The organism is Lysinibacillus sp. Y5S-8 (assembly GCF_036894365.1).
In the GTDB taxonomy this organism is placed as follows: Bacteria; Bacillota; Bacilli; order Bacillales_A; family Planococcaceae; genus Lysinibacillus; species Lysinibacillus fusiformis_D.
On record NZ_CP145889.1, the window covers coordinates 4,258,978 to 4,282,990 of the forward strand.

General features: G+C 36.9%; 20 protein-coding genes. 5 read left to right on the top strand and 15 right to left on the bottom strand.

All coding sequences use genetic code 11. From position 1 onward, the window contains the following. Window positions 1-10: 10 nt before the first annotated feature. Complete coding sequence (locus tag V6670_RS20805) at window positions 11-913, bottom strand: polyprenyl synthetase family protein (protein WP_338652015.1); 903 nt, start codon at window positions 911-913, stop codon at window positions 11-13. Window positions 914-1,500: 587 nt separating this feature from the next. Here V6670_RS20805 and V6670_RS20810 point away from each other — a divergent pair. Beyond that, the gene (locus V6670_RS20810) at window positions 1,501-2,040 is read left to right on the top strand and encodes a hypothetical protein (protein ID WP_338652016.1); all 540 of its coding nucleotides are present in this window, start codon (window positions 1,501-1,503) and stop codon (window positions 2,038-2,040) included. A 91-nt stretch (window positions 2,041-2,131) separates the two neighbouring features. On the opposite strand, the gene V6670_RS20815 is transcribed toward V6670_RS20810, so the two are convergent. The 12 genes from V6670_RS20815 to putP all read right to left on the bottom strand — a co-directional run bounded on the left by V6670_RS20815 (window position 2,132) and on the right by putP (window position 15,687). After that, window positions 2,132-2,446, bottom strand: a complete 315-nt coding sequence (locus V6670_RS20815) for an antibiotic biosynthesis monooxygenase (RefSeq protein WP_036128393.1) — start codon at window positions 2,444-2,446, stop codon at window positions 2,132-2,134. Between the two features lies 1 nt (window position 2,447). Then, the gene (locus V6670_RS20820; RefSeq protein ID WP_036128395.1) at window positions 2,448-3,473 is read right to left on the bottom strand and encodes a siderophore ABC transporter substrate-binding protein; all 1,026 of its coding nucleotides are present in this window, start codon (window positions 3,471-3,473) and stop codon (window positions 2,448-2,450) included. Window positions 3,474-3,539: 66 nt separating this feature from the next. Beyond that, window positions 3,540-4,301 carry an ABC transporter ATP-binding protein gene (locus V6670_RS20825; RefSeq protein WP_036128397.1) on the bottom strand — a complete coding sequence of 254 codons (762 nt, stop codon included), beginning with the start codon at window positions 4,299-4,301 and terminating at the stop codon, window positions 3,540-3,542. Beyond that, on the bottom strand, window positions 4,298-5,251 hold the full coding sequence (locus tag V6670_RS20830) for an iron chelate uptake ABC transporter family permease subunit (protein WP_036128399.1): 954 nt from the start codon (window positions 5,249-5,251) through the stop codon (window positions 4,298-4,300). Before V6670_RS20830 ends, V6670_RS20825 begins: the two co-directional genes overlap by 4 nt. Then, window positions 5,244-6,194, bottom strand: a complete 951-nt coding sequence (locus V6670_RS20835) for an ABC transporter permease (RefSeq protein WP_036128401.1) — start codon at window positions 6,192-6,194, stop codon at window positions 5,244-5,246. Before V6670_RS20835 ends, V6670_RS20830 begins: the two co-directional genes overlap by 8 nt. Window positions 6,195-6,478: 284 nt before the next feature. Beyond that, window positions 6,479-7,531 (bottom strand): membrane protein, encoded by a 1,053-nt coding sequence (locus tag V6670_RS20840; RefSeq protein WP_036128403.1) that lies wholly within the window; start codon window positions 7,529-7,531, stop codon window positions 6,479-6,481. A 42-nt stretch (window positions 7,532-7,573) separates the two neighbouring features. Continuing rightward, a complete protein-coding gene (gene menC, locus V6670_RS20845) occupies window positions 7,574-8,680 on the bottom strand; it encodes an o-succinylbenzoate synthase (protein WP_141904271.1) in 1,107 nt (368 codons plus the stop codon). Window positions 8,681-8,701: 21 nt separating this feature from the next. Further along, window positions 8,702-9,526 (bottom strand): GNAT family N-acetyltransferase, encoded by an 825-nt coding sequence (locus V6670_RS20850; RefSeq protein ID WP_338652017.1) that lies wholly within the window; start codon window positions 9,524-9,526, stop codon window positions 8,702-8,704. Then, window positions 9,526-10,671: a M20 peptidase aminoacylase family protein gene (locus V6670_RS20855; protein ID WP_036128409.1), complete on the bottom strand. Its 1,146-nt coding sequence runs from the start codon at window positions 10,669-10,671 to the stop codon at window positions 9,526-9,528. The genes V6670_RS20850 and V6670_RS20855 overlap by 1 nt, the downstream gene beginning before the upstream one ends. Before the next feature lie 205 nt (window positions 10,672-10,876). After that, window positions 10,877-12,364, bottom strand: a complete 1,488-nt coding sequence (locus V6670_RS20860; protein WP_141904269.1) for a peptide MFS transporter — start codon at window positions 12,362-12,364, stop codon at window positions 10,877-10,879. Window positions 12,365-12,777: 413 nt separating this feature from the next. Continuing rightward, window positions 12,778-14,064, bottom strand: coding sequence for a GTPase HflX (hflX, locus tag V6670_RS20865; RefSeq protein ID WP_338652018.1), 1,287 nt, complete (start codon window positions 14,062-14,064; stop codon window positions 12,778-12,780). Window positions 14,065-14,199: 135 nt separating this feature from the next. Continuing rightward, window positions 14,200-15,687 carry a sodium/proline symporter PutP gene (gene putP / locus V6670_RS20870; RefSeq protein ID WP_036128414.1) on the bottom strand — a complete coding sequence of 496 codons (1,488 nt, stop codon included), beginning with the start codon at window positions 15,685-15,687 and terminating at the stop codon, window positions 14,200-14,202. A gap of 199 nt (window positions 15,688-15,886) precedes the next feature. Between putP and V6670_RS20875 the strand changes: the two genes are divergently transcribed. Beyond that, on the top strand, window positions 15,887-17,047 hold the full coding sequence (locus tag V6670_RS20875) for an SAM-dependent methyltransferase (RefSeq protein WP_141904267.1): 1,161 nt from the start codon (window positions 15,887-15,889) through the stop codon (window positions 17,045-17,047). A 62-nt stretch (window positions 17,048-17,109) separates the two neighbouring features. Here the strand turns inward: V6670_RS20875 and V6670_RS20880 are convergent, their stop codons facing one another. Both V6670_RS20880 and V6670_RS20885 read right to left on the bottom strand, forming a co-directional pair. Further along, window positions 17,110-18,429 (bottom strand): FtsX-like permease family protein, encoded by a 1,320-nt coding sequence (locus tag V6670_RS20880; RefSeq protein WP_338652019.1) that lies wholly within the window; start codon window positions 18,427-18,429, stop codon window positions 17,110-17,112. 1 nt (window position 18,430) lies between these two features. Continuing rightward, window positions 18,431-19,117, bottom strand: a complete 687-nt coding sequence (locus V6670_RS20885; RefSeq protein WP_141904265.1) for an ABC transporter ATP-binding protein — start codon at window positions 19,115-19,117, stop codon at window positions 18,431-18,433. A 423-nt stretch (window positions 19,118-19,540) separates the two neighbouring features. Here V6670_RS20885 and V6670_RS20890 point away from each other — a divergent pair, with 423 nt between their 5' ends. The 3 genes from V6670_RS20890 (at window position 19,541) to V6670_RS20900 (ending at window position 23,975) form a co-directional block, all read left to right on the top strand. Next, window positions 19,541-20,161 carry a DUF47 domain-containing protein gene (locus V6670_RS20890; protein WP_036128422.1) on the top strand — a complete coding sequence of 207 codons (621 nt, stop codon included), beginning with the start codon at window positions 19,541-19,543 and terminating at the stop codon, window positions 20,159-20,161. Between the two features lie 21 nt (window positions 20,162-20,182). Beyond that, window positions 20,183-21,199: an inorganic phosphate transporter gene (locus tag V6670_RS20895; protein ID WP_058844748.1), complete on the top strand. Its 1,017-nt coding sequence runs from the start codon at window positions 20,183-20,185 to the stop codon at window positions 21,197-21,199. Between the two features lie 664 nt (window positions 21,200-21,863). Then, a complete protein-coding gene (locus V6670_RS20900) occupies window positions 21,864-23,975 on the top strand; it encodes an MMPL family transporter (RefSeq protein ID WP_338652020.1) in 2,112 nt (703 codons plus the stop codon). The last annotated feature ends 38 nt before the right edge of the window (window positions 23,976-24,013 follow it).

Genomic DNA, 24,013 nt, shown 5'->3' on the forward strand with positions numbered 1-24,013 from the left:
TAATCTCTCCTCATTTCATTAATTCTTGCAGATATATTTTACCTAATTCGTTTATCTCTACATTTTCAAGGTAATTCAAGGCTTTAAACTTGTAAACATTTTTTATTGTGATGGCATAGCGTATTGCCCCACTATTTGTCAACTCATTTTCTGTTGCATTTTTATCTAAAACTGTAACTATATCATCATTATAATAGCTGGCAACAGAATTTGAAATATCATTTTTCTTGGTTAAAAGGTAGATAATAGGCAAAGAATATTTCTTGTTTAGCAGGTCATTTTTAGGGCCCCACACTTTCAAGCCTTGTATATCATTTTTAATTTGCTGGATAATACCTATGTATTTCCCATACTCCTCTACTTCTTTAGAAACTTCCCCTTTTGCAAGTACTTCGCCGATCAAACAACCCATTGCTGTTAAAGAGCCAGATTTCTGAGTTATCATTTGTACATAGGATTCTTCATCGCGGCAATTATTTAGTAAATCTAGTTGTTGACCATTTATACTTTGTAACGCGTATTTCTCAAGTAGCCTTATAGCAACTTGTTTATGCTCAAAGGAAGTGTCATCGATTGCTTTAGATGCCATGATCAGCATTGCTAAGGCAACGTTTAATGATAACTCAGGTGTTTTACTCCAAATATAATCTGAATCCTTATCCTGTATATCATCAATAATATCAAAGGAAAGTATTAAAAGTTCAATTGCTGCAGCTACTTTATAGATTTCTTCATTTACTCCGTCAGAAAATGCTTCATAATGCCAAAAACATAACTTACCAAAGGAAAAACCTCTGGCTGTTTTTTCTTCTTTAAAGCTTTTTAACAGTAATTGTAGCTCATGTCCCAGTAATGTCTCATTTTCTATAAGAATGTCTAATGATTCATTAATACGTTCATCTAAACCGTTCAATAGTCCTCTCTCCTCTCTAGCATATTACTAGATATTATATAGATTAGTGGGAATTAATACTAGTAACATAATTAGGTAAGCCATATAAAAGCATTAATTCCTTTTTAGAGATAGAGACCGCCAAAAAATGGCGTTATTCATGCAAATCACGCCAGATTTTTGCTAATAATTACTAAAAAAATGGCGGTAGAGAACTAAGCACCGCCACTAAAGTGGCGTAAACTTACCCTTGAAATGGCGTTCTAACAGATGTTACGCTTATAGTAACTCGAGGATTAGTAATTTTAACTATAGCAAGATTTTTATCCTGCTCAATATACTACTGCTATGTAAAATAAATGAAAGTACTAGTAAATGACTATCTGTACTGTCTTATACATATTTAATTTACAAATAAGGAGATCAGGACTTACGGTTTGAAATAAATATTATTTTCTGTATGTTTGTTTCTGTCCTAATTACCTAATATACCAATTAATGGAACTTAATATTACTACAATATCTGTATTATTAGAACAAAAGATTTTATAGCAATAAATTAAACATTAGTGAACAATAAATTCTTTTGTACTGGGAGTGATTTAATATTGAAAAATGCATTAAATGAAACTATTTTCATACTTACGGCTACTTTTTCATGTAATATCTCTGTCTCAGCTGAAGAAATTACAATTAAACAGCCTACAATTGATCAACATCGAATGGAGCAAATCATTATTCAATCCGAGTTAAAAGCTTATCAAGAAACTTTAGCTGCATATCAAGGTATTTCAACCTTATCAAATCTTATTAGTGATATTCCTGGATTTGAGGATACATTCCAACAAAAAAGGGATCTTTATATGGAGCAGCATGGCATTATAAGAGTTTCGACCGAAAATTTATCCAGTCTGGCATCTGTCAATCCTTTTACCTTTGGATTAAACCTAGATTCACCTTCTGTCTATATGACACCAAAATACACCATCATCAATGCTAGAGGGCTAGAAATGGAGACGACGACTCAAGATCATTTTGATGAGCAAGGAAATACAAGCATTTCAGGATTGTCCATCAATGAGAGCACGATATCCTTTAATATGGATTCAACATTTAGTGGGTGGCGAAAAACATCAATTAAACATTAAAATATAGTTAAGCAGGTCACCATCATCAACGTGACCTGCTTTTATATGTATTAAAAAAGGTGCCTCAATCTCTTGAGACACCTTAAGGCTATTAACCTTTTACATAATAAACTTCTTGTCCGCTTTCAATGATATGATCAGGCTTTGGCTTTCCTGCGCTTGCCTTGTGACCAGCAATATGCTCAGGGCTCTTCTCCCAATTTTTCCATGCTTCTTCTGATTCCCAACGAACCATCACTAGCACTTCCTCATCACCGCGGCGAACTTTTTTTACAAGAACCTGTTTATCAATATAACCAGGTTGTTGTTCAAGTAATGATGGACTGTTTGGCTTAGCACCAAAGCGTTCCACAACCTTATCCGAATTACCTTCCGTCACAACGATACGTTTAATTTGTACAAACATATTAGTTAAACGCCTTTAACACATCTTCAGCTTTTTGTGTTTCTGATTGTAAACCGCCACCTGAAAGGTACCAAACTTCCGGATCCAAGTAGAATACTTTACTGTTTTTCACAGCATTTGTAGCACTTACGATTTCGTTTTCAATTGCTGCTTTTGTACCTGACTCACCGTTTTCATTTACAACAGCGTCACGGTCAATAACGAATAAAATATCTGGGTTTTTCTCACGTACGAACTCAAAGCTTGCATTATCACCATGAGACTCAATTTTAAATCCGCCAGCTTCAGCTACAGCTTTTACACCATATACATCATGAATCACACCGAAACGTGAACCAGGACCAAATACAGATAATGAACCTTCACTACCTAAAACGATTAATGCTTTTTCTTCTGTTGCAGTTGCTTTTGCTTTTACTTCTTCTACTTTTGCTTCATAGGCAGCAATTGCATCTGCTGCTTCTTTTTCTTTACCAAAGATTTTACCTGCTAATTCTGTATTAGCTTTGAATGACTCTAAGAAGTTATTGTTATCTACACCAACGTATACAGTAGGTGCAATTTTAGATAATTCAGCATAAGCTGCTGATGCACGACCAGAGATGAAAATAATATCAGGGTTGATTTCAGATAGTTTTTCATAATCAGGTTCGAATAATGTACCTGCATTTACATAAGTGCTATCTTTATATTTGCTTAAGTAAGCTGGTAATGAATCTTGTACTACAGCAGTAGGATTAACACCTAAAGCATCTAATGTATCTAGGAAACCATTATCAAAAACGACAACTTTTTCTGGCATTTTATCAAGTTTTACTTCTTCAAATGTAGTAGTGCTATCACGACCTTCAACTGTGCTTCCAGGAATTGTTAGTGGGTATACTGATGATTCTTCATTTTGTTCTTCAGCCGGTTTGTCAGTTGAAGTCCCTTTATCTTCTTCTTTTGCTTCGTCTTTTGAACCGCAAGCAGCTAATACTAATAGCATCATTGCCATTAATACCGTAAGTAATTTCCATTTTTTCATTGTAAAATTCTCCTTTAAATAATTTATTTGATAGTCAATTGATGGTTGATCCATCGATAACTATTTTTACGAATTAAAATAAACACAAATTCGACAGCCATCCTGTTCTTGAACAGGGATATCCATATCATAGATTTCCTTCAATGCATCTGAGTTAATAATGTCATTTGTAGGACCGTTTTTAACTACACGGCCATCTTTCAATGCCACGATATTATCAGAATAAACAGAGGCAAAATTAATATCATGTAATACGATGACCACTGTTTTCCCTAACTCATCAACAAGTTTACGTAAAATCTTCATAATCTGGACAGAATGCTTCATATCTAAATTATTCAATGGCTCGTCCAGTAAGATATACTCTGTATCCTGCGCAATAACCATTGCAATAAAAGCACGCTGACGTTGACCGCCTGATAGTTCATCTAAATAACTTTGTTGCATATCTTCTAAATTCATGTAGCGAATAGCTTCGTCCACTTTTTCTTCATCTTCAGGCTTTAGGTTTCCTTTTGAATAAGGGAAACGACCAAAGGATACAAGCTCACGAATGGTTAGACGGACATTCATAAAGTTTGATTGCTTTAATATCGAGACACGCTTGGCAAAATCATCTGATTTCCAACGACGTACATCTGCTTTATCGAGTAGTACTTCGCCAGTATCTGCATTCAGTAAACGGCTTACCATTGAAAGTAGCGTGGACTTTCCTGCACCATTCGGTCCAATAAAAGATGTGATTTTTCCTGAAACAATGTCAACACTTACATCTTGAACGACAGGCTTTTTCCCAAAAAACTTCGTAATTTCTTTGACTTGAATCATCCTGCTGACCTACTTTCTCTTAATAATAAGTAGATGAAGTAAACCCCACCCACAAAATTAATAATGACACTAAGTGTAGTACTGAAACCAAATACACGTTCAACCATCCACTGTCCACCGATTAAAGCAATAATACTCATGACACAGGAGCCAGTAATCAAAATAGAATGCTTGTATGTTTTGAAATACTGATACGATAAATTTGCAACAATTAAACCAAAGAATGTGATCGGCCCAACGAGCGCCGTCGAAACGGCAATCAAGATCGAAGCTAAAATCAACATACGTTGTACCAACTTATCGTAAGGTACACCTAAATTAATCGCTGTATCTCGTCCCAAGGACATCACGTCTAATTGATTCATGTGGCGAGCACCATATGCAAACGTTATTAAAATGATAACACCTGCTAGCCAAACTAGATCTGAATTGACATTATTAAAGCTTGCAAACATTTTACTTTGTAAACCTAAAAACTCATTAGGATCGATTAATACTTGGAAGAACGTCGTAATACTTCCTAAAAACGTACCAACAATCATTCCGACAAGCAGTAAAAAATAAATCGGTCGCTTTCCTTCTTTAAATAATACTCGGTAAAAAATTAAAGCGAATATAATCATCACTACAATAGCAAGCGTGAAATTATAGTAAATATTAATGACTAATATGGATGTAGAGCCAAAGAAAAAGTAGATGAATGTTTGAATCAACATATATAAAGCATCTAATCCCATGACACTTGGCGTTAAAATACGATTATGGGTAATTGTCTGGAAAACTACTGTTGAATAGGCAATAGCTATACCTGTTAACGACATCGCTACTACCTTTATGACACGACGTGGAAAAGCATAATGATAGTTACCATTTAATGCCCAAAATAAATACAATAAAATGGCTATTACGGCAAGACCTAGTAAAATGAACATTTTTGTACGATTACGCATATGCTCTCCCCCTAAACAACATGAATAGGAAGATGGCACTTCCAATTACACCAACAGTCATACTAATTGGTATTTCATAAGGGAAAATCAGTACACGTCCCAAAATATCGCAGAATAATAAAAATGACATACCAAGTAATGCTGTATGTGGCAAGGTTTTTGCCAAATTATCACCTTTAAACAGTGAAATTATGTTTGGAATGATCAAACCAAGGAAAGGAATGACACCGACTGTTAACACCACTGTTGTGGAGATAAGGGCTACCAACACTAAGCCTAAATTCACCACAAATTTATAGGATAGACCAAGGTTTTTTGCAAAATCCTCTCCCATCCCAGCTACAGTAAAACGATTTGCGTAAATGTAAGCTAAAATAAGTACTGGCACACTTATGTATAACAGTTCATAACGGCCTTTCATGATTAATGAGAAATCTCCTTGTAACCATGCAGAAATGTTCTGGATAATATTCGCCTTGTACGCAAAGAATGTTGTAACGGAGGACAAAATATTTCCATACATTAAGCCAATAAGCGGTATAAAAATCGCATCTTTAAACTTAATTCGGTTTAATATTTGCATAAATAGTAATGTGCCGGCTAAAGCAAATATGAAAGCGAAGGAAATTTTTTGGAAATACGTGACATTCGTAAAGAACATCATGGAAATCAATACACCCAACCGCGTGGCATCTAATGTACCCGCTGTTGTTGGCGATACGAACTTATTCCTACTTAAGCTTTGCATAATTAAACCAGCAATACTCATACCTGCACCTGCTAGCAAAATAGCAACAAGTCTAGGTACACGACTAATTAAAAATAGTCTAGCTTCTTCTGATTGAAAGTCTAATAGGTCGCTAGGCTTAATATCTATTACTCCGATAAATAGCGACACAATAGACAGCACAATCGTTGCTGTTAAAAGATATCTTATTTTCATAGTAATCCCCGGTAGATTTCATTTTTGTGTGTAATTCACTTTCTAGTGAAAATGATTATCATTACTCACGTTTCCCATTATAAGCATGATTTTATTCTCAGTCAACCAACAATTGAGAATTATTCTCGTTTTATTGAGTATTAACTAAAAAACGTGTCTGATAAACAAAATATCAGTAAGTTCGCTAAACTTTACAACTGAAATAATTCACTATTTCTACAAATTTTTTATCCAAACAAAAAGGTAATTGAGAACAAAAGCTAGCTCTCAATTACCTTTTTTTATTAAATAATCTTCCTCGTACCTCTTAACCACGCAGAAACAATAAATATAATTAACACCAAACCTACATAGCCCATGACTGCATACAGCTTTGCGACTAGTGTCGTGAATCCTACAAGACTCGCTAGAAATCCGAGACCACCTATAAAAATAACTGCTACTCTAAAGCTAGCTTTACTAGGCTCGAAAAACCTTACCATGAAAGAATAGAGCATTCCTACGGCCGTATTATAAATCATCCCCAAAAGGGAAATTGCCATTAAAAGGCCCACTATAGGATGAATTTCATTTGCTAAGGCTAGCATTGGAATATCTAATCCAACAATGATATTCATTTTTGCTAGAAGGGAAAAATTAACAAGTAAAATTAAAGCGCCTAACAAAATGCCACCAATTATGCCACCCATGCCAGCAACTTTGGCATTTCTTATAGAACCACACATAACCGTTAGTAAAGAAAAGCTAACCCCTACATTGAATGACATATACAGTAAGGCCGTCACCCACCAACTGTTTGCACTTACTTGAACCTGTTGGGCAATAACTGCCTGCTCTACAAAGGTAAGGTCCATCGTTGCTATAGCATAGATTGCGATAATAGAGACAATTGTTAGTAGATAGGGTGTGGCAAGGGCAATGATATTAATAATGCTTTTGACATCCATCATGACCGTAGCTACTGTAAGTAAAATCATACAAATACTCCCTAGCCAAATAGGTAGTCCAAACATTTGCTGAAATGTTGCACCCGCACCAGCAAACATAATCACGGCTACACCAAATAAAAAGAGAGATAATACAAAATCCAACACAAAGCCAATCGTATTCCCTGAAATTTGATAAATCAAATCCTTATGTGAGGCTGTGCGGAGTCTTGAGCTCACTTGAGCAATACACATGCCAACAATAGAGAAGCCAACCATGGCTAACAGCGCACCATATACGCCTTGAAAGCCATAGCTTGTAAAATAGAGGACAATTTCCTGTCCTGATGCAAATCCAGCTCCAACGATGATTCCTACATAGGCCCCACCTACTTGCAAGCTTTTTTTCAATCAGTTCTCTCCTCGTTTTTCCTTTATTGACTTACTAATGCTTTATTGATAGACCTCTGTACTAATCGTTAACTTATCAATAATAGTCATATTAGGCGAATACCCAATACCAACTGACTGCGACACCTCAATATAACCATCTTTCACTACTACTTCAGGATCAATTATATCTTCATACCAATAATGACTAGAACCTGCAGTATCACCAGGTAAAATAAAATGACTAAGCGATGTTAAGGCAATATTATGTGCTCGTCCGATCCCTGCTTCTAACATACCACCACACCAAACTGGAATTCGTTTCGCTTTACATAAATCATGAATTCGTTTCGCTTCTGTTAAACCACCTACTCGTCCAATCTTGATGTTAATGACACCACAGCTCCCAAGCTCAATCGCTCGTCTGGCATCCTCAAAAGATGTGATACTTTCATCTAAACAAATTGGCGTTTTTAACTTTTTCTGTAATGTTGCATGATCGACAATATCATCCGTAGCTAATGGTTGTTCAATCATTAATAAACGAAAGTCATCCAGCTGCTGAAGTATATTTATATCCTCTAATGTATAAGCAGAGTTTGCATCCACCATCAAAGGTAAGTCTGGTAGTTCCGCACGGATTGCTCGTACTACCTCAACATCATAGCCAGGCTTTATTTTTATTTTCACCCTTTTGTAACCCTTTTCAATACGACTTTTTATTACCTCTATTAATTGCGCAGTGGAAGGCTGGATACCTACACTGACTCCGACTTCAATACGCTGCTTTTGGCCACCTAATGCCTGTGCAAGTGATTGCTTCGTTAGTTGAGCATAGATGTCCCATACAGCACCCTCTATCGAAGCCTTCGCCATACAATTTCGACGAATAGGGGCAAATAACGAATTGACCTCATCTGGATGCCCGATCTCTTTATGTAACAAGATGGGTATCAAAAAATCCTGTAGCATATGCCATGTGGTCTTTAATGTCTCTTCTGTATACCAAGGTGCTACAAAAGCAACGGTTTCTCCCCATCCTGTAATTCCTGATTCATCTCTTGCTTCTACTAATAACAGCTCTTTTTCATCGACTGTGCCAAAGCTCGTTGTAAATGGTGCTTTCATGGGCATTTTTAAGTGCCTTAACGTTATCTTTTCTAATCTCACGATATTCACTCCTTATCCTTATTATAAGGCTAATAAGGAGCGTCTGACTAACAGATAGCTATGAACATATTCTGGGTGCTTCTTGATACGTACAATGGCATAATCTTGATTAAATAATGTAGTTAAGATTGTGCGTATTTTATAACGCCAATCCTCTGCAAGTTTTGGACTCTCTACTTTCATTTTCTGTAAAGATTGTGGGATCGGTAAGAGATAGGCATCCTTGTAAAAGGACTGCTCCATCTGAAATGTATTTTCCACATCAAGCGCAGGTAAGCCATCGACGGTTAATGTCCACGGTACAATCTCCTCCGCCATTTCTTCTAATTCATCAAGGCTATCTGTCATTTGGTCACGCTCGATCCACCATTCAACGACTAACCTATCTGAAGGTAGTCCTTCATTAAAATCATCATGGAGCGGGCCATAGTAATCATTTTCATATTGATAGCTAGTGGCATTTAGTTTTAGAAACGCTAGATTAGCTAAACGTACTTCTAACGGTTCAATTAACCAACGGACAAGCTGAAAACCATGTTCTTTTGCATATTCTTGTTGCGCGTGCTTCAATAATTCAGCTACACCTTGTTCACGATATGCATTTTCTACACCAATCATGTGCGAATGTAAGTACATTTCGCCACCTTGATAACCCACGAAGCAATAGTTAAAGCCAATTAGCTTTTCTCCTAAATATGCCCCTACTATTAACCCACCATTTTGTACAGCTGCTAGTAATTGATGGGAGGGAATTGCTTGGCTACCCCATATTTCTACATTCAATTTTTGGACCTCTGCAATTTCTACCGGTGTCATTACTTTCTGAATACGCACTTGCTCTAACATTATGCTGACGCCTCCTTTGTCTGCCCTGAATCCAATGCTAGCAGTACTGCCCTCGTTAGAATTTCAACTCCCGTGACAAGTCTTGCTTGTTTAAATTTCATTTTTGGATGATGCAATCCCGGTGTAAGACCACAGCCCAAGCCAAGCATCGTTGTTTTTAAATGTGGTCGTTGCACAGCATAGTGATGAAAATCTTCTCCACCAGGTGTATGAACTGGCTTTCTTAAATTCGATAATCCCACAGCCTGTATAATGGCCTGCTCCATCATGTATTGTGCACTTGTGTCGACTTCAGCGGCTACAATATTCGCAACAGTGCGTAATTCAATCTGCACCTTATGCAAGATTTTAGAAGAATCTATAACACGCTTTACCCCTTGCGCTAAATCATCCATTACATTATTTTGCTGGGCACGAATATCAATCGTAAACGATGCATTACCAGGAATAATATTGCCCGAATCTCCACCAGCATGAAATTTCGTCATCTTAACAGACACTGGCACCATAGGATCAGTATGAATAGTTCTTAAATCTTCAATGATTGTTGCCCCTACTTCAATAGCATTAATGCCTAGGTGAGGCCTTGCAGCATGGGCATCCTCCCCTATAATCTCTCCCTCAAGCAAGCGAGAGGCACCGTGATAAAGCGCAGCACAATACGTACCATCCTCTAGCTCATGGACAGGTCGTACATGAACACCAAATAAATAATCTAAGTCATCTATAACGCCTTCCTCTAAAACAGATAACGCTCCAGTTCCCTTTTCTTCTGCCGGTTGGAAAATAACACGAATTGTACCATTAAATGATTGCTGTAAATCTTTTAAAAGTAATAGCGTACCAATGGCCATCGTCATATGTCCGTCATGACCGCAGGAATGATTTGCACGGAAATGCCCATCGACCTCCTGCCATAAGGCATCTATATCTGTTCTTAATCCCACTTTTGGATATCCATGGCCAACATCGACGTATAGACCTGTGGAATTTTTAAACCGTATAGGAGAGAATCCTTCCTGTGTTAATAGCTCAACTATATAATTGGTGGTTTCTACTTCATGCCAGCTAATTTCAGGATTTGCATGTAAATACGTAAAAATCTCCATTAACCTTGGCCTCAAATAATCTAACTCTTCTTTCATGGCTTCCAACCCCTTAAATTTTCATATTATTAAGACTATTATAACGAAAATGATTATTATCTACATAGAAACTTATACCCACATTCAATAAATTAACTACTTACGATAATATATTTCACTCTAAATTTCTTAGATAGACTTTTATTTAGATAGCAAAAAAAGATGCAAGTACAGTTACTAATCAAACTGTACTTGCATCTTTCTTTTAATTAATACCCTTCATCGCTTTTGAAATAATCGGTGAAAGTACTAATATGATAATTCCTACCACAATAGATAATGAACCTAAGAAGCCGAAGTATGTGAATTCGCTTACAACTTCATAAACCTTTACTAATTGCGCATTAATTGCTTGTGCTGCGGCACTTGTTAAAAACCATAATGACATAGTTTGTGCTGCAAAGGCTTGCGGTGCCAATTTTGTTGTAGCAGATAGACCAACTGGTGATAATAATAACTCACCAACCACTACTAGGAAGAATGACAGGACTAGCCATAAAGGACTTACTAACGTTTCTCCACCAGATAAGTGTGCTGGAATCATCATTACTAAGAATGATAGACCTGCAAAAAACAATGCATATGAAAACTTACGTGGTGTAGTTGGTTGCTTGTCCCCCCATTTAAGCCATAGCATCGCAAATAATGGTGCCAATGTTATGACAAATAAAGGATTCAACGACTGGAACCATGAAGATTGAAGCTGAATGCCTCCAATACTTAACTGAGTACGCTCATCTGCATACGTAGCTAAAATTGTTGCCCCTTGTTCTTGAATAGCCCAGAACATCACCGCTGATAAAAATAATGGAATATACGCAAGTAGGCGAGACTTCTCATCTTTCGTTGTTTTTTCACTGCGATACATATAAATGAAGAACACAGTTGGAATTAATACACCTAGAGCCGTAATAATAAAACTGAATACATTCATTGTTAATGTACCCGTTTTAATACCAATAGCACCTAAAATGATTATAAGTAAGGCTACAATTCCGAATTGTGTAAAGACTTTTTTACGTTCTTCAGGCTTTAATGGATTATTAACTTGTAATCCTGCTAAGCCTAAATACTTTTTCTCTGTTAATTTGTAGACAATTAAACCAACAAACATTCCAAGACCAGCTAAACCAAAGCCAAGATGGAAGCTATACTTTTGTCCAATTGTTCCGACAATAAATGGTGCAATGAATGCCCCCATATTAATACCCATATAGAAAATAGAAAAACCTGCATCACGGCGGCTATCTGTTTCAGCATAAATGTCCCCAACAATACTTGAAACGTTTGGCTTTAATAAACCTGTACCCATGACGATAAATGCCATTGAAGCAAATAACATAGTCACTCCGCCAGGCAATGCTAGCAGTAAGTGACCGATCATAATGAACACTCCACCATAAAAAATGGTTCTACGTGTTCCTAAAACTCGGTCGGCAATCCAGCCACCTATAATACCAGACATATAAACAAGTGAGCCATAGATGGCCATAATAGAGTTCGCTGTTCCGCGGTCTAGACCTAAGCCACCCTCATTCAATTCATAATACATAAAGAAGATGAGAATTGCTCGCATTCCATAATACGAGAAACGTTCCCAAAATTCCGTGAAAAACAAAGTAAAGAGCCCTTTAGGGTGTCCAACAAAGCCATTTTGAGGGACAGATTTTACAACTTCATCTTTACTAGACATACAATACCCTCTCCCAAATAAAAATTATTCTCCAAAAACATTACTACCCTAATTTAAGGATAAAAAAACTTTGTTTCATCATACTAAAGCGTTTTATTATCTTTAGCAAGAGTTTTAAAAAATGTTGAAAATTTGTCATTTTTCTATAAATTCTGATTGATTATAGCATAAAAAAATAAATCCTTTGATATATCTAAGTTTTCTCATTCTTTGTTTTCAGAAAACTGACAGAAAAGCTTTAAATTATTCTAACATATTTAAAATTCAGATTTTTTACTTATTATACAAATTCACACTATTGTGTCTATAAAATTTACGAAGCCCTGTCATGTAGTTCTAGATTCTACTATTCCCACTAATCACAAAAAGCATGCCAAAAATCCTTTGGCATGCTTTGGGTAATCTACATTTTTTTAATTAACAACATATTGTTGGTACTTGGCATAATCTGCTGCTTTTACTTCAAGCGACAATAATGTACCGCCCTCTTCATAGGCTGTATTAAAAACAGAGGCATATTCATTTAAATAAGAAACAACATTGCCCTGGTCATAAGGAATTAACATGTCACACGTCACATAATGAGAAAAGATATGTTGACGAATCAATTGTATTAATTCCTCTAAACCGATCCCTTGTTTTGCTGAAATCCACATATTATCACCGCTGACTACAGGGTAAGGAACATCTGCTATATCAGCCTTATTGTAAACATAGATTGTTGGAATGTCTTCTACTCCAACCGCCTTCAGCGTTTCATTTGTCACATCCGTCATAAATCCATGCTCTGCATTTGAAACATCAACAACATGGAGTAAAAGATCAGCATCTCGCGCTTCTTCTAATGTGGATCGGAACGCTTTTACTAAATGGTGGGGTAATTTACTAACAAAACCAACTGTATCTGTCAGTAAAAATGTCTTTTTATCGGGTAGTTCAATTTGACGCACTGAAGTTTCAAGTGTAGCAAAAAGCATATCCTTTTCAAAAACCTGTTTATGTTCTTCTTGCCCTATTTGGGTAAGCAACTGATTCATAATGGTTGATTTACCCGCATTTGTATAGCCGACAATTGATACAACTGGGAGTGCATTTTTTCGACGCTGTTTACGTTGTGTTTCTCGTTGCTCTTTAACGTGCTCAAGATCCTTTTTAATTTTAGCAATTTGATCTTCAATTTTTCGTCGATCCAATTCAAGCTTCGTTTCACCAGCACCACGGTTTTTAAAGCCGCCTCCAGTACCACCGCCCTGACGACTTAGAGAGGCATGTAAACCCACTAAGCGAGGTAGCATGTATTGTAACTGAGCTAATTCCACCTGCATTTGTGCTTCTCGTGTTTTTGCACGTCTTCCAAAAATATCTAAAATAAGCATTGTTCGATCAATAACCTTCGTTGCTAAATCACGCTCTAAATTACGAATTTGAGAAGGCGACAATTCATCATTAAAAATAACAAGATTTGCTTGCGCTTCTTCATAAAAATTTTTGATTTCTTCTATTTTACCTGTCCCCACATAATGAGACGGTGTAACACGCTCCAAATTTTGCGTGACAACGCCTACTACTTCCACATGCAAGGCCTCTGCTAAATTTTGGAGCTCTTCCATAGAATAATCAAAATGCTCATCATTTCGTAAATTTACGCCAACTAATATGGCCTTTTCAAGTAATACATCGACTTCCTTAATTCTATCCATTAGAAACCTCCCACCAAAGCTTGGTGTCTCTACGACAAATTTTCTTCATTTTACCATATATAACTCTTTTTCGTATCTCTTGATATTCAGCTATTTTTCTAAAAAATGCGCCTCTTAAGAAAAGGCGCATTTTAACTATTTTCTTTCTTCTTTTAGTAATATTTCTGAGCGAGTGAACTCTTCTTCGATTTCTTTATTTGGTCTATATGTCAGCATACTGACAACAACCGCAACAATTAAACAAACAAAGAAGCCAGGAACTATTTCATATAGTGCACTTGATAAAGCATCTACTTTACCCCAAATAAACGCAGTTGCAGCCCCTGTTACCATTCCGCTAAGTGCTCCATAATTCGTGAGCTTTCTCCAATATAAAGAGAGTAAAATAATAGGTCCAAACGCTGCACCAAATCCTGCCCAAGCAAAGCCAACTAAGCTTAAAATGGAACTATCAGGATTCCACGCTAGGATTGCTGCAATAATTGCTACAACTAATACAGCCATACGTCCAACAAAAACATAATGTTTATCATCTGCTGTTTTATTAAATAAAGCTTTATAAATATCCTCTACAAGCGCTGAAGAAGTCACAATAAGCTGTGAGGAAATGGTACTCATAACAGCTGCTAAAATAGCCGCCAGCATAATACCCGCTATAAATGGATGGAATAAAATTTGTCCAAGTACAATAAATACTGTTTCAGCGTCTTTCAGCTCACCAGCGTTTTGCTCATAATAGGCTACCCCTACCAAAGCCGTTCCAATAGCACCAAATAAACTTAACATCATCCAGCCAATACCAATACGTCGAGCCTGCTTCGTTTCCTTCACAGAGCTAATTGCCATAAAGCGAACAATGATATGTGGCTGTCCAAAATAACCTAAACCCCAAGCAACTGAAGAAATAATTCCTGCCGCTGTCGCAGTGGCTGGTAATAAATTTAGAAGATCTGGATCAACAGCTTTAATGGATGTAATTGTATCACCTATACCTCCTGTTACAAATAAGCCAAATACCGGTACCATTATAAGTGCTAAAAACATAATAAGACCTTGTAAAAAATCTGTATAACTAACCGCTAAAAACCCACCAAATAGGGTATAGGCAACTGTTACCCCTGAAACGATTAATAACCCTGTGTGATAATCATAACCAAATGAACTCTCGAAAAACTTGCCTCCTGCTACCATTCCTGACGATACATAAAACGTGAAAAATAATAGGATGATAATACCTGAAGCAATCCTAATAAGCTTAGTATTATCACGTAATCGATTATCCAAATAACTTGGAATGGTAATGGAATCATTCGTAACTTGTGTGTAAACCCGTAAACGTGGTGCAACAAGCAGCCAGTTTAAATAAGCCCCTATTGTGAGTCCAATCGCAATCCAAGCTTCCACAAGACCTGATAAAAATATCGCACCTGGTAAGCCCATAAGGAGCCAGCCAGACATATCCGCAGCACCTGCACTTAGCGCAGTAACCGCTGGACCTAAGGAACGACCGCCAAGCATATAGTCTGTTAAATTGGATGTTTTCACAAATGCATACCAACCTATTGCTAGCATGGCGACCATGTAAATAATAATTGCTAATAATTGATACATGTTATCTGACATATTTTCTCCTCCTATTTTCCTCTTTAGTATCTCCAATTCAAAAAGAATTACTATATTTAAGATACCATGAATATACAATTCCACCTATAAATACTCAGAATTTTTATTAAAATTTTTCCGAATGTCAAAGTAGCCATTGTCTATTATAAAATGTGTTAAACTAGTGCCATCTATTACACAATAAAGTAGGCGAAAATGTATGACATTTGAAGAAATGAAAGCTCTGCTCATTGAGCAAATTTTGCAGCAACAGCTTGTGACTGCTACAATCAGTCAACCACGCATGAAATCGAACGAAATCAAACGTATAAAATTAAAGCCATTAATGTTAAAAAATCATTATCATATACAAATTGAATACCAATATGAACGCATTTTAAAACATGAAAATATTGAATTGGCCGATTTCCCTTACAAGCTTGAAGCCATTTTTGAGGATTATCGTCAAGCACATATCGATTTTGTAGATGAAAAAGTACAAGTGCAATTATCCAAAAAGAATAAGGTCCTTTGGAAATCTGATAAATCGACCTCCCCTAAACAAGTCAATTTAGCCCATAATCGAAAAAAAAATTATTTACTATCTGATGACCAGCCCTATCCATTTTTAATTCGGCTTGGGGTACAAACAGAAGAAGGGAAAGTAAAGAAACAAAAATACGATAAGTTTAAGCAAATTAATCGTTTCATTGAATTTATTGATGATGCTTTAACTTACTTACCTCAGGATCGACAAGTGCGTATTTTAGATTTTGGTTCGGGTAAATCTTACTTAACCTTCGCTTTGTATCATTATTTAAAAATCGAAAAGGGCTTAGACATTCGTGTTACTGGTTTAGATTTGAAAAAAGAGGTTATTGAAGAATGTTCAAGAATCGCACAGGATCTAGGCTATGACCAGCTCGAATTTCTTGTAGGAGATATTAATGATTATAATGATGAATCTGCTGTGGACATGGTGGTAACACTACATGCATGTGATGTTGCGACAGACATGGCACTAGCTCGTGCTGTGAAATGGGGGGCCCGTGTCATATTAAGTGTCCCTTGTTGTCAGCATGAGTTAAATCGTCAATTAAATACGCCAGCTCTTGATATTATGTTGCAACACGGTCTTGTTCGAGAACGTTTTGCAGCACTAGCCACAGATGCTATTCGTGCTGAAATATTATCCTTGGTTGGCTATGAGGCACAGCTTTTAGAGTTTATTGATATGGAAAATACCCCTAAAAACATTTTAATTCGAGCATATCAAACAGGTAAAAAACCTAGTGAAGAGCAACGCGCCAGCTACGATGCCTTCTTAAAATTACTCAATGCCACACCATTTTTAGCCAAAGAGTTAAAAGATTATTTATAATCTACGGGGTCCCCCTTCCCTAATAGAAAGGCGATCCATCTTTGAATGGACCGCCTTTTATTTTATAGCTCTTGTCGTAAAGCTTGAATCACATCTATTTTAGTCGCTTTGCGTGCTGGACGATAGCCTGAAATCATCGCTACTCCGATACTAATCGCGGCTGCAATAATGACTAATTGCCATGGTATAAGAGAGAATATTATATCATTTGTTGCAAAAGCCTCCTCTCCTGTCGCTGCCTTAAGAATCAATGGTAATGCTGCGTTAGCCCCAAAGCTGATGGCATACGAAATAACAACCGCAATAAACGTTCCAAAAATACCAATAAACGTGCTCTCCATTAAGAATAGTCGTTGAATAAGCTTCGGACTTGCACCAATCGCCTTTAACACACCGATTTCACGTGTACGCTCTGTGACTGCCATTGTCATTGTATTAAAAATACCAATAGAAGCAATCAGCACCGCAATCGTTCCTACAAAGATTAAGCCAATTTTTAGTACAAGGAAAAATACATTCATTTGATCTAATTGTTCGGTCACTGAATAGACACTATAGCCTTTACCCTTTAACTTCTCCAAAATCGGCTTTACATTTTCTAAAGTATCCGCATAAATATTAAATTCTGAGTAAAATAGCTCCTCTTCTTTGATATCACTATTGGCAGGTATATTTTCAGCTAACACTGACTTTTGTGCTTTATCCATATGAATGGCGTTATCAACCATCCAATCATAAGAAGGCTTCTCCATCACACCAACAATTGTATAGACCATTTTTTGCGTTTCATTATTTGTGCCAGTATGAGCCACTAAGGAAAACTCTATATTTTTTCCAATTAATGATTCTTTATAGCCTTCTTCACTACCATCATAGTATGTTCCTTCTGCTTCAGCCTTTTTACTCTTTTCTCCAATAATATTGCGTTCTGCCTCATTCAATAATGTTTGACCAAAATGATAGCCTACAACAATTTCATTTGGCTTTGTTGGATAGTGTCCTTTTGCAAGCTTGCCGTTCACCTGCTCAAAGTCCTGCATATCCGACAAAATTAAATTAGAGGTTGTATCACGATCACCAAAAAAGGAATGTGCAGAAGCATTCACACTTATCGTTTCAAGCACCGTTTCTACATGGTCTAAATTTTTAATTTCTTGTACTTGCTCTTCTGTCAATTGCTTATCGCCATATACTTGAATTTTCGTAACTGTTTCATTCGAAAGAATTTCATTGCGTAAAGATTCCTGTAATCCAAAACCAACGGATGCTAGCACAATCAGAAAAGCACAGCCCATCGTTGCAGCTAGTATCGTCATAAACACGCGCAGCTTATTTTTCTTAATATGTTGTGTTACAAAATCTAGTTGATCTTTAAATAACATGTTAAGCCTCCTCCTTTACAAGTTCGCCATCATACATGCGAAAACGTCTATGTGCTATCGTAGCCACTTCTTCATCATGCGTAATAATGACAAAGGTTAGCCCTAACTCACGGTTTAGGCTCTGGATAAGCAATAAAATATCTTGCTCGGTTTCTGAATCGAGACTTCCTGTAGGCTCATCAGCAAGCAATATCGGAGGATTTGTGATAAGGGCACGCGCAATACTGACACGTTGTTGTTGTCCACCAGATAATTCATTAGGATAATGATCTGCCACTTCTGTCAGACCAACTTTGTCCATTAATTTCTTTACCTTTTCTTTCCGTACAGCCTTACGTAAGCCCTGTAGTTTTAAAGGTAATTCAATATTTTCGAAAGCCGTTAAACCCGGCATCAACTGAAAGTTTTGAAAAATAAAGCCAAATTGACGTAAGCGAAAAGCAGCACTTTCTGTTTCAGTCAGATGGGCTGTTTCCTTACCATTTACTTTAATAGATCCCTGTTCAGCTTTCATAAAACCAGCAAGAACTTGTAATAAGGTCGATTTGCCAGAACCACTTTTTCCTACAATGGCAACAATCTCTCCTTTATTAACTTCAAAGTTCACACCTTTCAATACTGGAACCTGTTTTTCCTTCCCTCTTTTACCAATTAAAAATGTATGCTGTAAGTTTTCAACTTGAATCATTTGTTTATAAACGCTCCTTTCTCATTCATTTCCCATTGTAGAAAACAATTCTTAATAAAGAGGAAGGATAAAAATGAAGAAATTCTTAAGAATAAGAAGACTTCCTCATAGTTCAAACGTATTTACATTAGCTTTACAATTCATCATGCTATTTCTCTTGTTATTCATCCTATTTTCCGTTGAAATCTGTACCAAACAGAAAAAACTATAAGATAATTCCTTATTAAATAAAGACTTTTCCTGTATCTATAAAAGTAAATACAGTTTGTTCCCCTTTCATTTTGTGAACGAAATAAATATTACAGGAATGTAAATTTTCATGTCGAATATAAAGTTTTTATGTAGATAAATTAAAGATTTTGTTATGATAATAAAGTTTAGAGGTCGATTAATTTTATTTATATCCAGGAGGATTCGATTTACATGCTTAACTCAAAAAAACAAGACCCTTTCTTTATTGCATTGCATAAAATTGCTGAAAATATGAGAGAGGCTGTACATTACGCAAATGATTTTCGTATTAACAGTGTAGCTGACCTAAAAGAGATTAGCATTACAATGAAAAATTACGAAACTGCTGGCGATAAGCTCATTCATGAACTGATCGTAATGCTAAACAAATCATTTATGACACCTATTGAACGTGAGGATATTTTAGAGTTTGCCATTCGTATGGATGATATTTTAGATGGAACAGAACACTGTATTGCACACTTTGAAATGTTTTCCCTGACAGAAATCGATGAATCCATGCGTACGTTCTTAGGGTTTATTTCTAAAAGTGCTGATGAAATTGTTAAAGCGACTGAAGAGTTAAAGAAAAAGAATCTAATTGGCATGCGTCCACACGCAATTCTTATTAAAGACTATGAACGTGAATGTGATGAGGTACAGCGTTCTTCCATTAAGAAATTATTTTTAAATGAAAAAGATCCAATTCGCCTCATTAAATTTAAAGATATATATGAACAACTTGAAGATATCGCTGATCATTGTCAAAACGTAGCAAATACTATGGAAACAATTATCATGCGCAACGCATAATTAGGAGATGGGCACTTTACAATGAACACAATCATTATACTAACCGTACTGGTCGTCATCTTTGCCCTTACATTTGACTTTATCAATGGCTTCCATGATACAGCAAATGCTATCGCAACTTCGGTTTCCACTAGAGCATTGCCACCTCGAGTAGCAATCATCATGGCAGCAACCATGAACTTTATCGGTGCTATTACCTTTGTAGGGGTTGCAAAAGCTCTAACAAAAGATATTGTAGACCCTTTCTCTTTAAATGCTTTTGAAGGTGACACAACTGGTTCAGTCGTTATTTTAGCTGCGTTAATTTCAGCTATAATTTGGAATTTATTGACATGGTATTTTGGTATTCCATCTAGTTCTTCTCACACATTGATTGGCTCTATTGCCGGCGCTGCTATCGCTTCTGCTGGCTTTAATGTGCTAAACTATGGTGGCTTTACTAAAATTATTATGGCGTTAGTTTTTTCTCCAATACTTGCTATTTGCGCAGGTTTTATTATGATGACGCTATTTAAAATATGGTTTAAAAATTTAAACTTATATCGAACAAATAAAGGTTTCCGTACTATGCAAATTTTCACTGCGGCCATTCAATCATTTACCCACGGGACAAACGATGCACAAAAAGCAATGGGGATTATGACAATGGCGTTAATTGCTGGTGGTTTGCATACAGGAGATGAAATACCGTTCTGGGTACGTGCTGCAGCAGCTGCAGCAATGGGTCTAGGTACATCGATAGGTGGTTATAAAATCATCAAAACCGTTGGCGGTAAAATTATGAAAATTCGTCCTGTTAACGGTGTTGCAGCAGATTTAGCTTCCGCTACTGTCATTTTTGGGGCTACGTTAGTCCACTTACCAGTATCAACCACACATGTTATTTCTTCATCTATAATGGGTGTTGGTTCTGCACAGCGTGTACGTGGTGTAAACTGGGGTATGGCCCGTAAGATTGTCACTACTTGGATTATTACAATGCCAATTTCAGCCGTGATGGCATCTGTTATTTATTTCCTCTTATCATTATTCTTTTAATAAAAGGCTCCTGTCCAATAGATGGACAGGAGTCTTTCATGTTGTTGAAAAAAGGTAATGTCAACGGCATAATAAGCAATTTTGTAAGGCGAGGGGTTGATTTCCGTTCCGCCAGTGTCCTTTCCAGGGGGCGTCCGATGAGCCGCTTCACTCACTGCGTTCGCTCCAGGGTCTCCTCTGTGACGCTAAATCCCCTAGGAGTGACGCTGGCTCCACTCCAATCAACCATTCTGCAAAAGTGTCTTTTCCTGAACAAAATAGCCCATTATTTATATTATAAGAGAGGATAGCCTCTTATTTTCAATGTGGAGAAGTGATGTGTGACAACACCCCTCCATAAAGAGTAGTAAAGACCTTTGCTAAAAAAGGTAATATTTTTGTGGGTTGGAGTGGAAGGCTACTTGACTCCCGTGGGAATAGCGAGACAGGCGAGCCCCTGCACGGAGCGGTAGCAGAGGAAGCGGCTCGGCGCTCGCCCACAGGAAAGCAAGTAGCCTGCAACGGAAATCCTTTTTCACCTTTCACATAAATTCTATGGATGGTTTTGTTTTTCAACACTATGAAAGACTCCTGTCCAATAGATGGACAGGAGTCTTTACTTTGTCACACGACAAAATGTGACACATCCTTTACACTATTTGAAAAGGGGGATGCATTAACAACTATGAAAACTTTTTCGGCATTTATTACAGCACATGCAAAAGCAATCGTAGCGATATGGCTTATTATTTTTCTAGCAATGGCTTATTTTGCTCTACAGCTTCCAGGTAAACTTCAGGGTGATGGCTTTTTTGTTGAAGCCGACCATACCTATGTGACAAATGAGCTAGCAGAAAACTTTGATCTACCATCTGATACGATTTTAATTGTCTTTGATCCAGCTGAAGATCAACAAATCAAAAACACTTTAAAAAAACTAGATAGCATAAAAGACATACATTCAATCCAATCACCTTTAGAAGACTCCTCTTTACGTAAAGATGACATTGCCTATGCAATGGTTCATTTAAAAAATGATGTGGAGAACCTTTCTGAAATTGTAGAAAATTTTCGATCATTAATTGAAGAAGATGGCGTTAGCATTACGGGAGGACCCGTTATTTCTGCTGACATTAATACAGCCAGTCAAAAAGATTTAGCTTCCGCTGAAGCCATTGGGTTACCCATTGCCATCGTTGTTCTCTTATTGGCTTTTGGTACAGTGATTGCTTCCATTTTGCCAATCATCATTGGTGTTGTAACGGTTGTTACTGCGTTCGGTATAATGACGCTCCTTAGTGGTAGTGTGAATCTATCCATTTTCGTCTTAAATATTGTCCCAATGCTCGGGCTTGCTTTAAGCATTGATTTTGCATTGTTGTTTATTAATCGTTACCGAGAAGAGCGCATGCACACCTCTATAGTCCAAGCTATTCAAACTGCTATACAAACAGCAGGACGTTCCATCATTTTCTCTGCCGTTTGTGTCATGATAGGCTTAGGCGCTATGATCGTTATTGATGTAGAGATTTTTCACAATATCGCTCTAGGAGGTACCATAGTCGTCCTGTTAGCCGTTCTTTCTGGCTTAACACTACTCCCTGCCACTATGATGCTATTAGGAGATAAACTCAATAAATGGCGTCTAATACGCATTAAACAAGGTGGTGCCAATCGTTGGCGTGGCTTTGCAGGCTTTGTCATGAAACATCCAATAGCCATTGTAATCTCTGCTTTATTATTACTTGGCATTGGTATGCTCCCATTAAAGGACATACAACTAACGATTCCACAGGTTGACTCCTTGCCAACTAAATATGATGCACGTGCAGCATATGATAAATTAGATGAAACGTTTGGACTGGGTGAATCATCTACGTTATATTTATTAGCTGAACGAAAAGAAGGCTGGGAGGATGCTGAAGGAAGAGAGCTCATTTATGCTATTCAAGGAAAGCTATTAAAGGACTCCCTAGTAACAAATATTTCAACAGTCTATACAGCTGCTAACATTCAAACACCTGAGGAGCTTTCTACTTCTTTAGCAATTCCACAGATTGCGGAACAGTTAAAATCTGTAATGAATACTTTTTCAAAAGATACTCAATTATTTATCCCTATTACCATCGATGCAGCGGGCTCTTCCACTACTGCTCAAAAATTTGCCCGATCTTGGATGGATCAAGATTTAGGTGTAGATTTCGCGCTTGGAGGACCCGCTAAATTCAACCAAGAGATTTTTGATGAAATTGCGAATAAAATAGTTTTGGCTATAGCCATTATCATCGTTTCCACATTCTTTATTTTAATGCTGGCATTCCGTTCGATTTTAATCCCATTAAAGGCGATTATTATGAACATTATTGGGCTTTCATCTGCGTTCGGTATACTCGTTTATATTTTCCAATATGGACATTTTGGTATTGAAGCAGGCCCGATTGTACTAATTATTCCAGTCATTGTTTTCTGTCTGGTGTTCGGCTTAAGTATGGACTACGAAGTCTTCTTAATCTCTCGTATCCAAGAAGAATATTTAAAAGGGGCAGATAATACACACGCAACAATTGATGGGTTAACATCCACTAGCCGTATTATTACATCGGCGGCGCTTATTATGATTGTTATTACAGGGGCATTTGCCTTCACAGACGTGATGCCTGTAAAACAAATTGGTGTTGGTATAGCCATTGCCGTCGCTATTGATGCGACGATTATTCGTCTTATGCTTGTGCCAAGTCTCATGAAATTATTTGGTGATTGGAACTGGTGGCTACCTTTTTCAAAGAAAAGTAAATAAAATCATTAAAATCCGCCTCCTTTAGGAAAAGAGGCGGA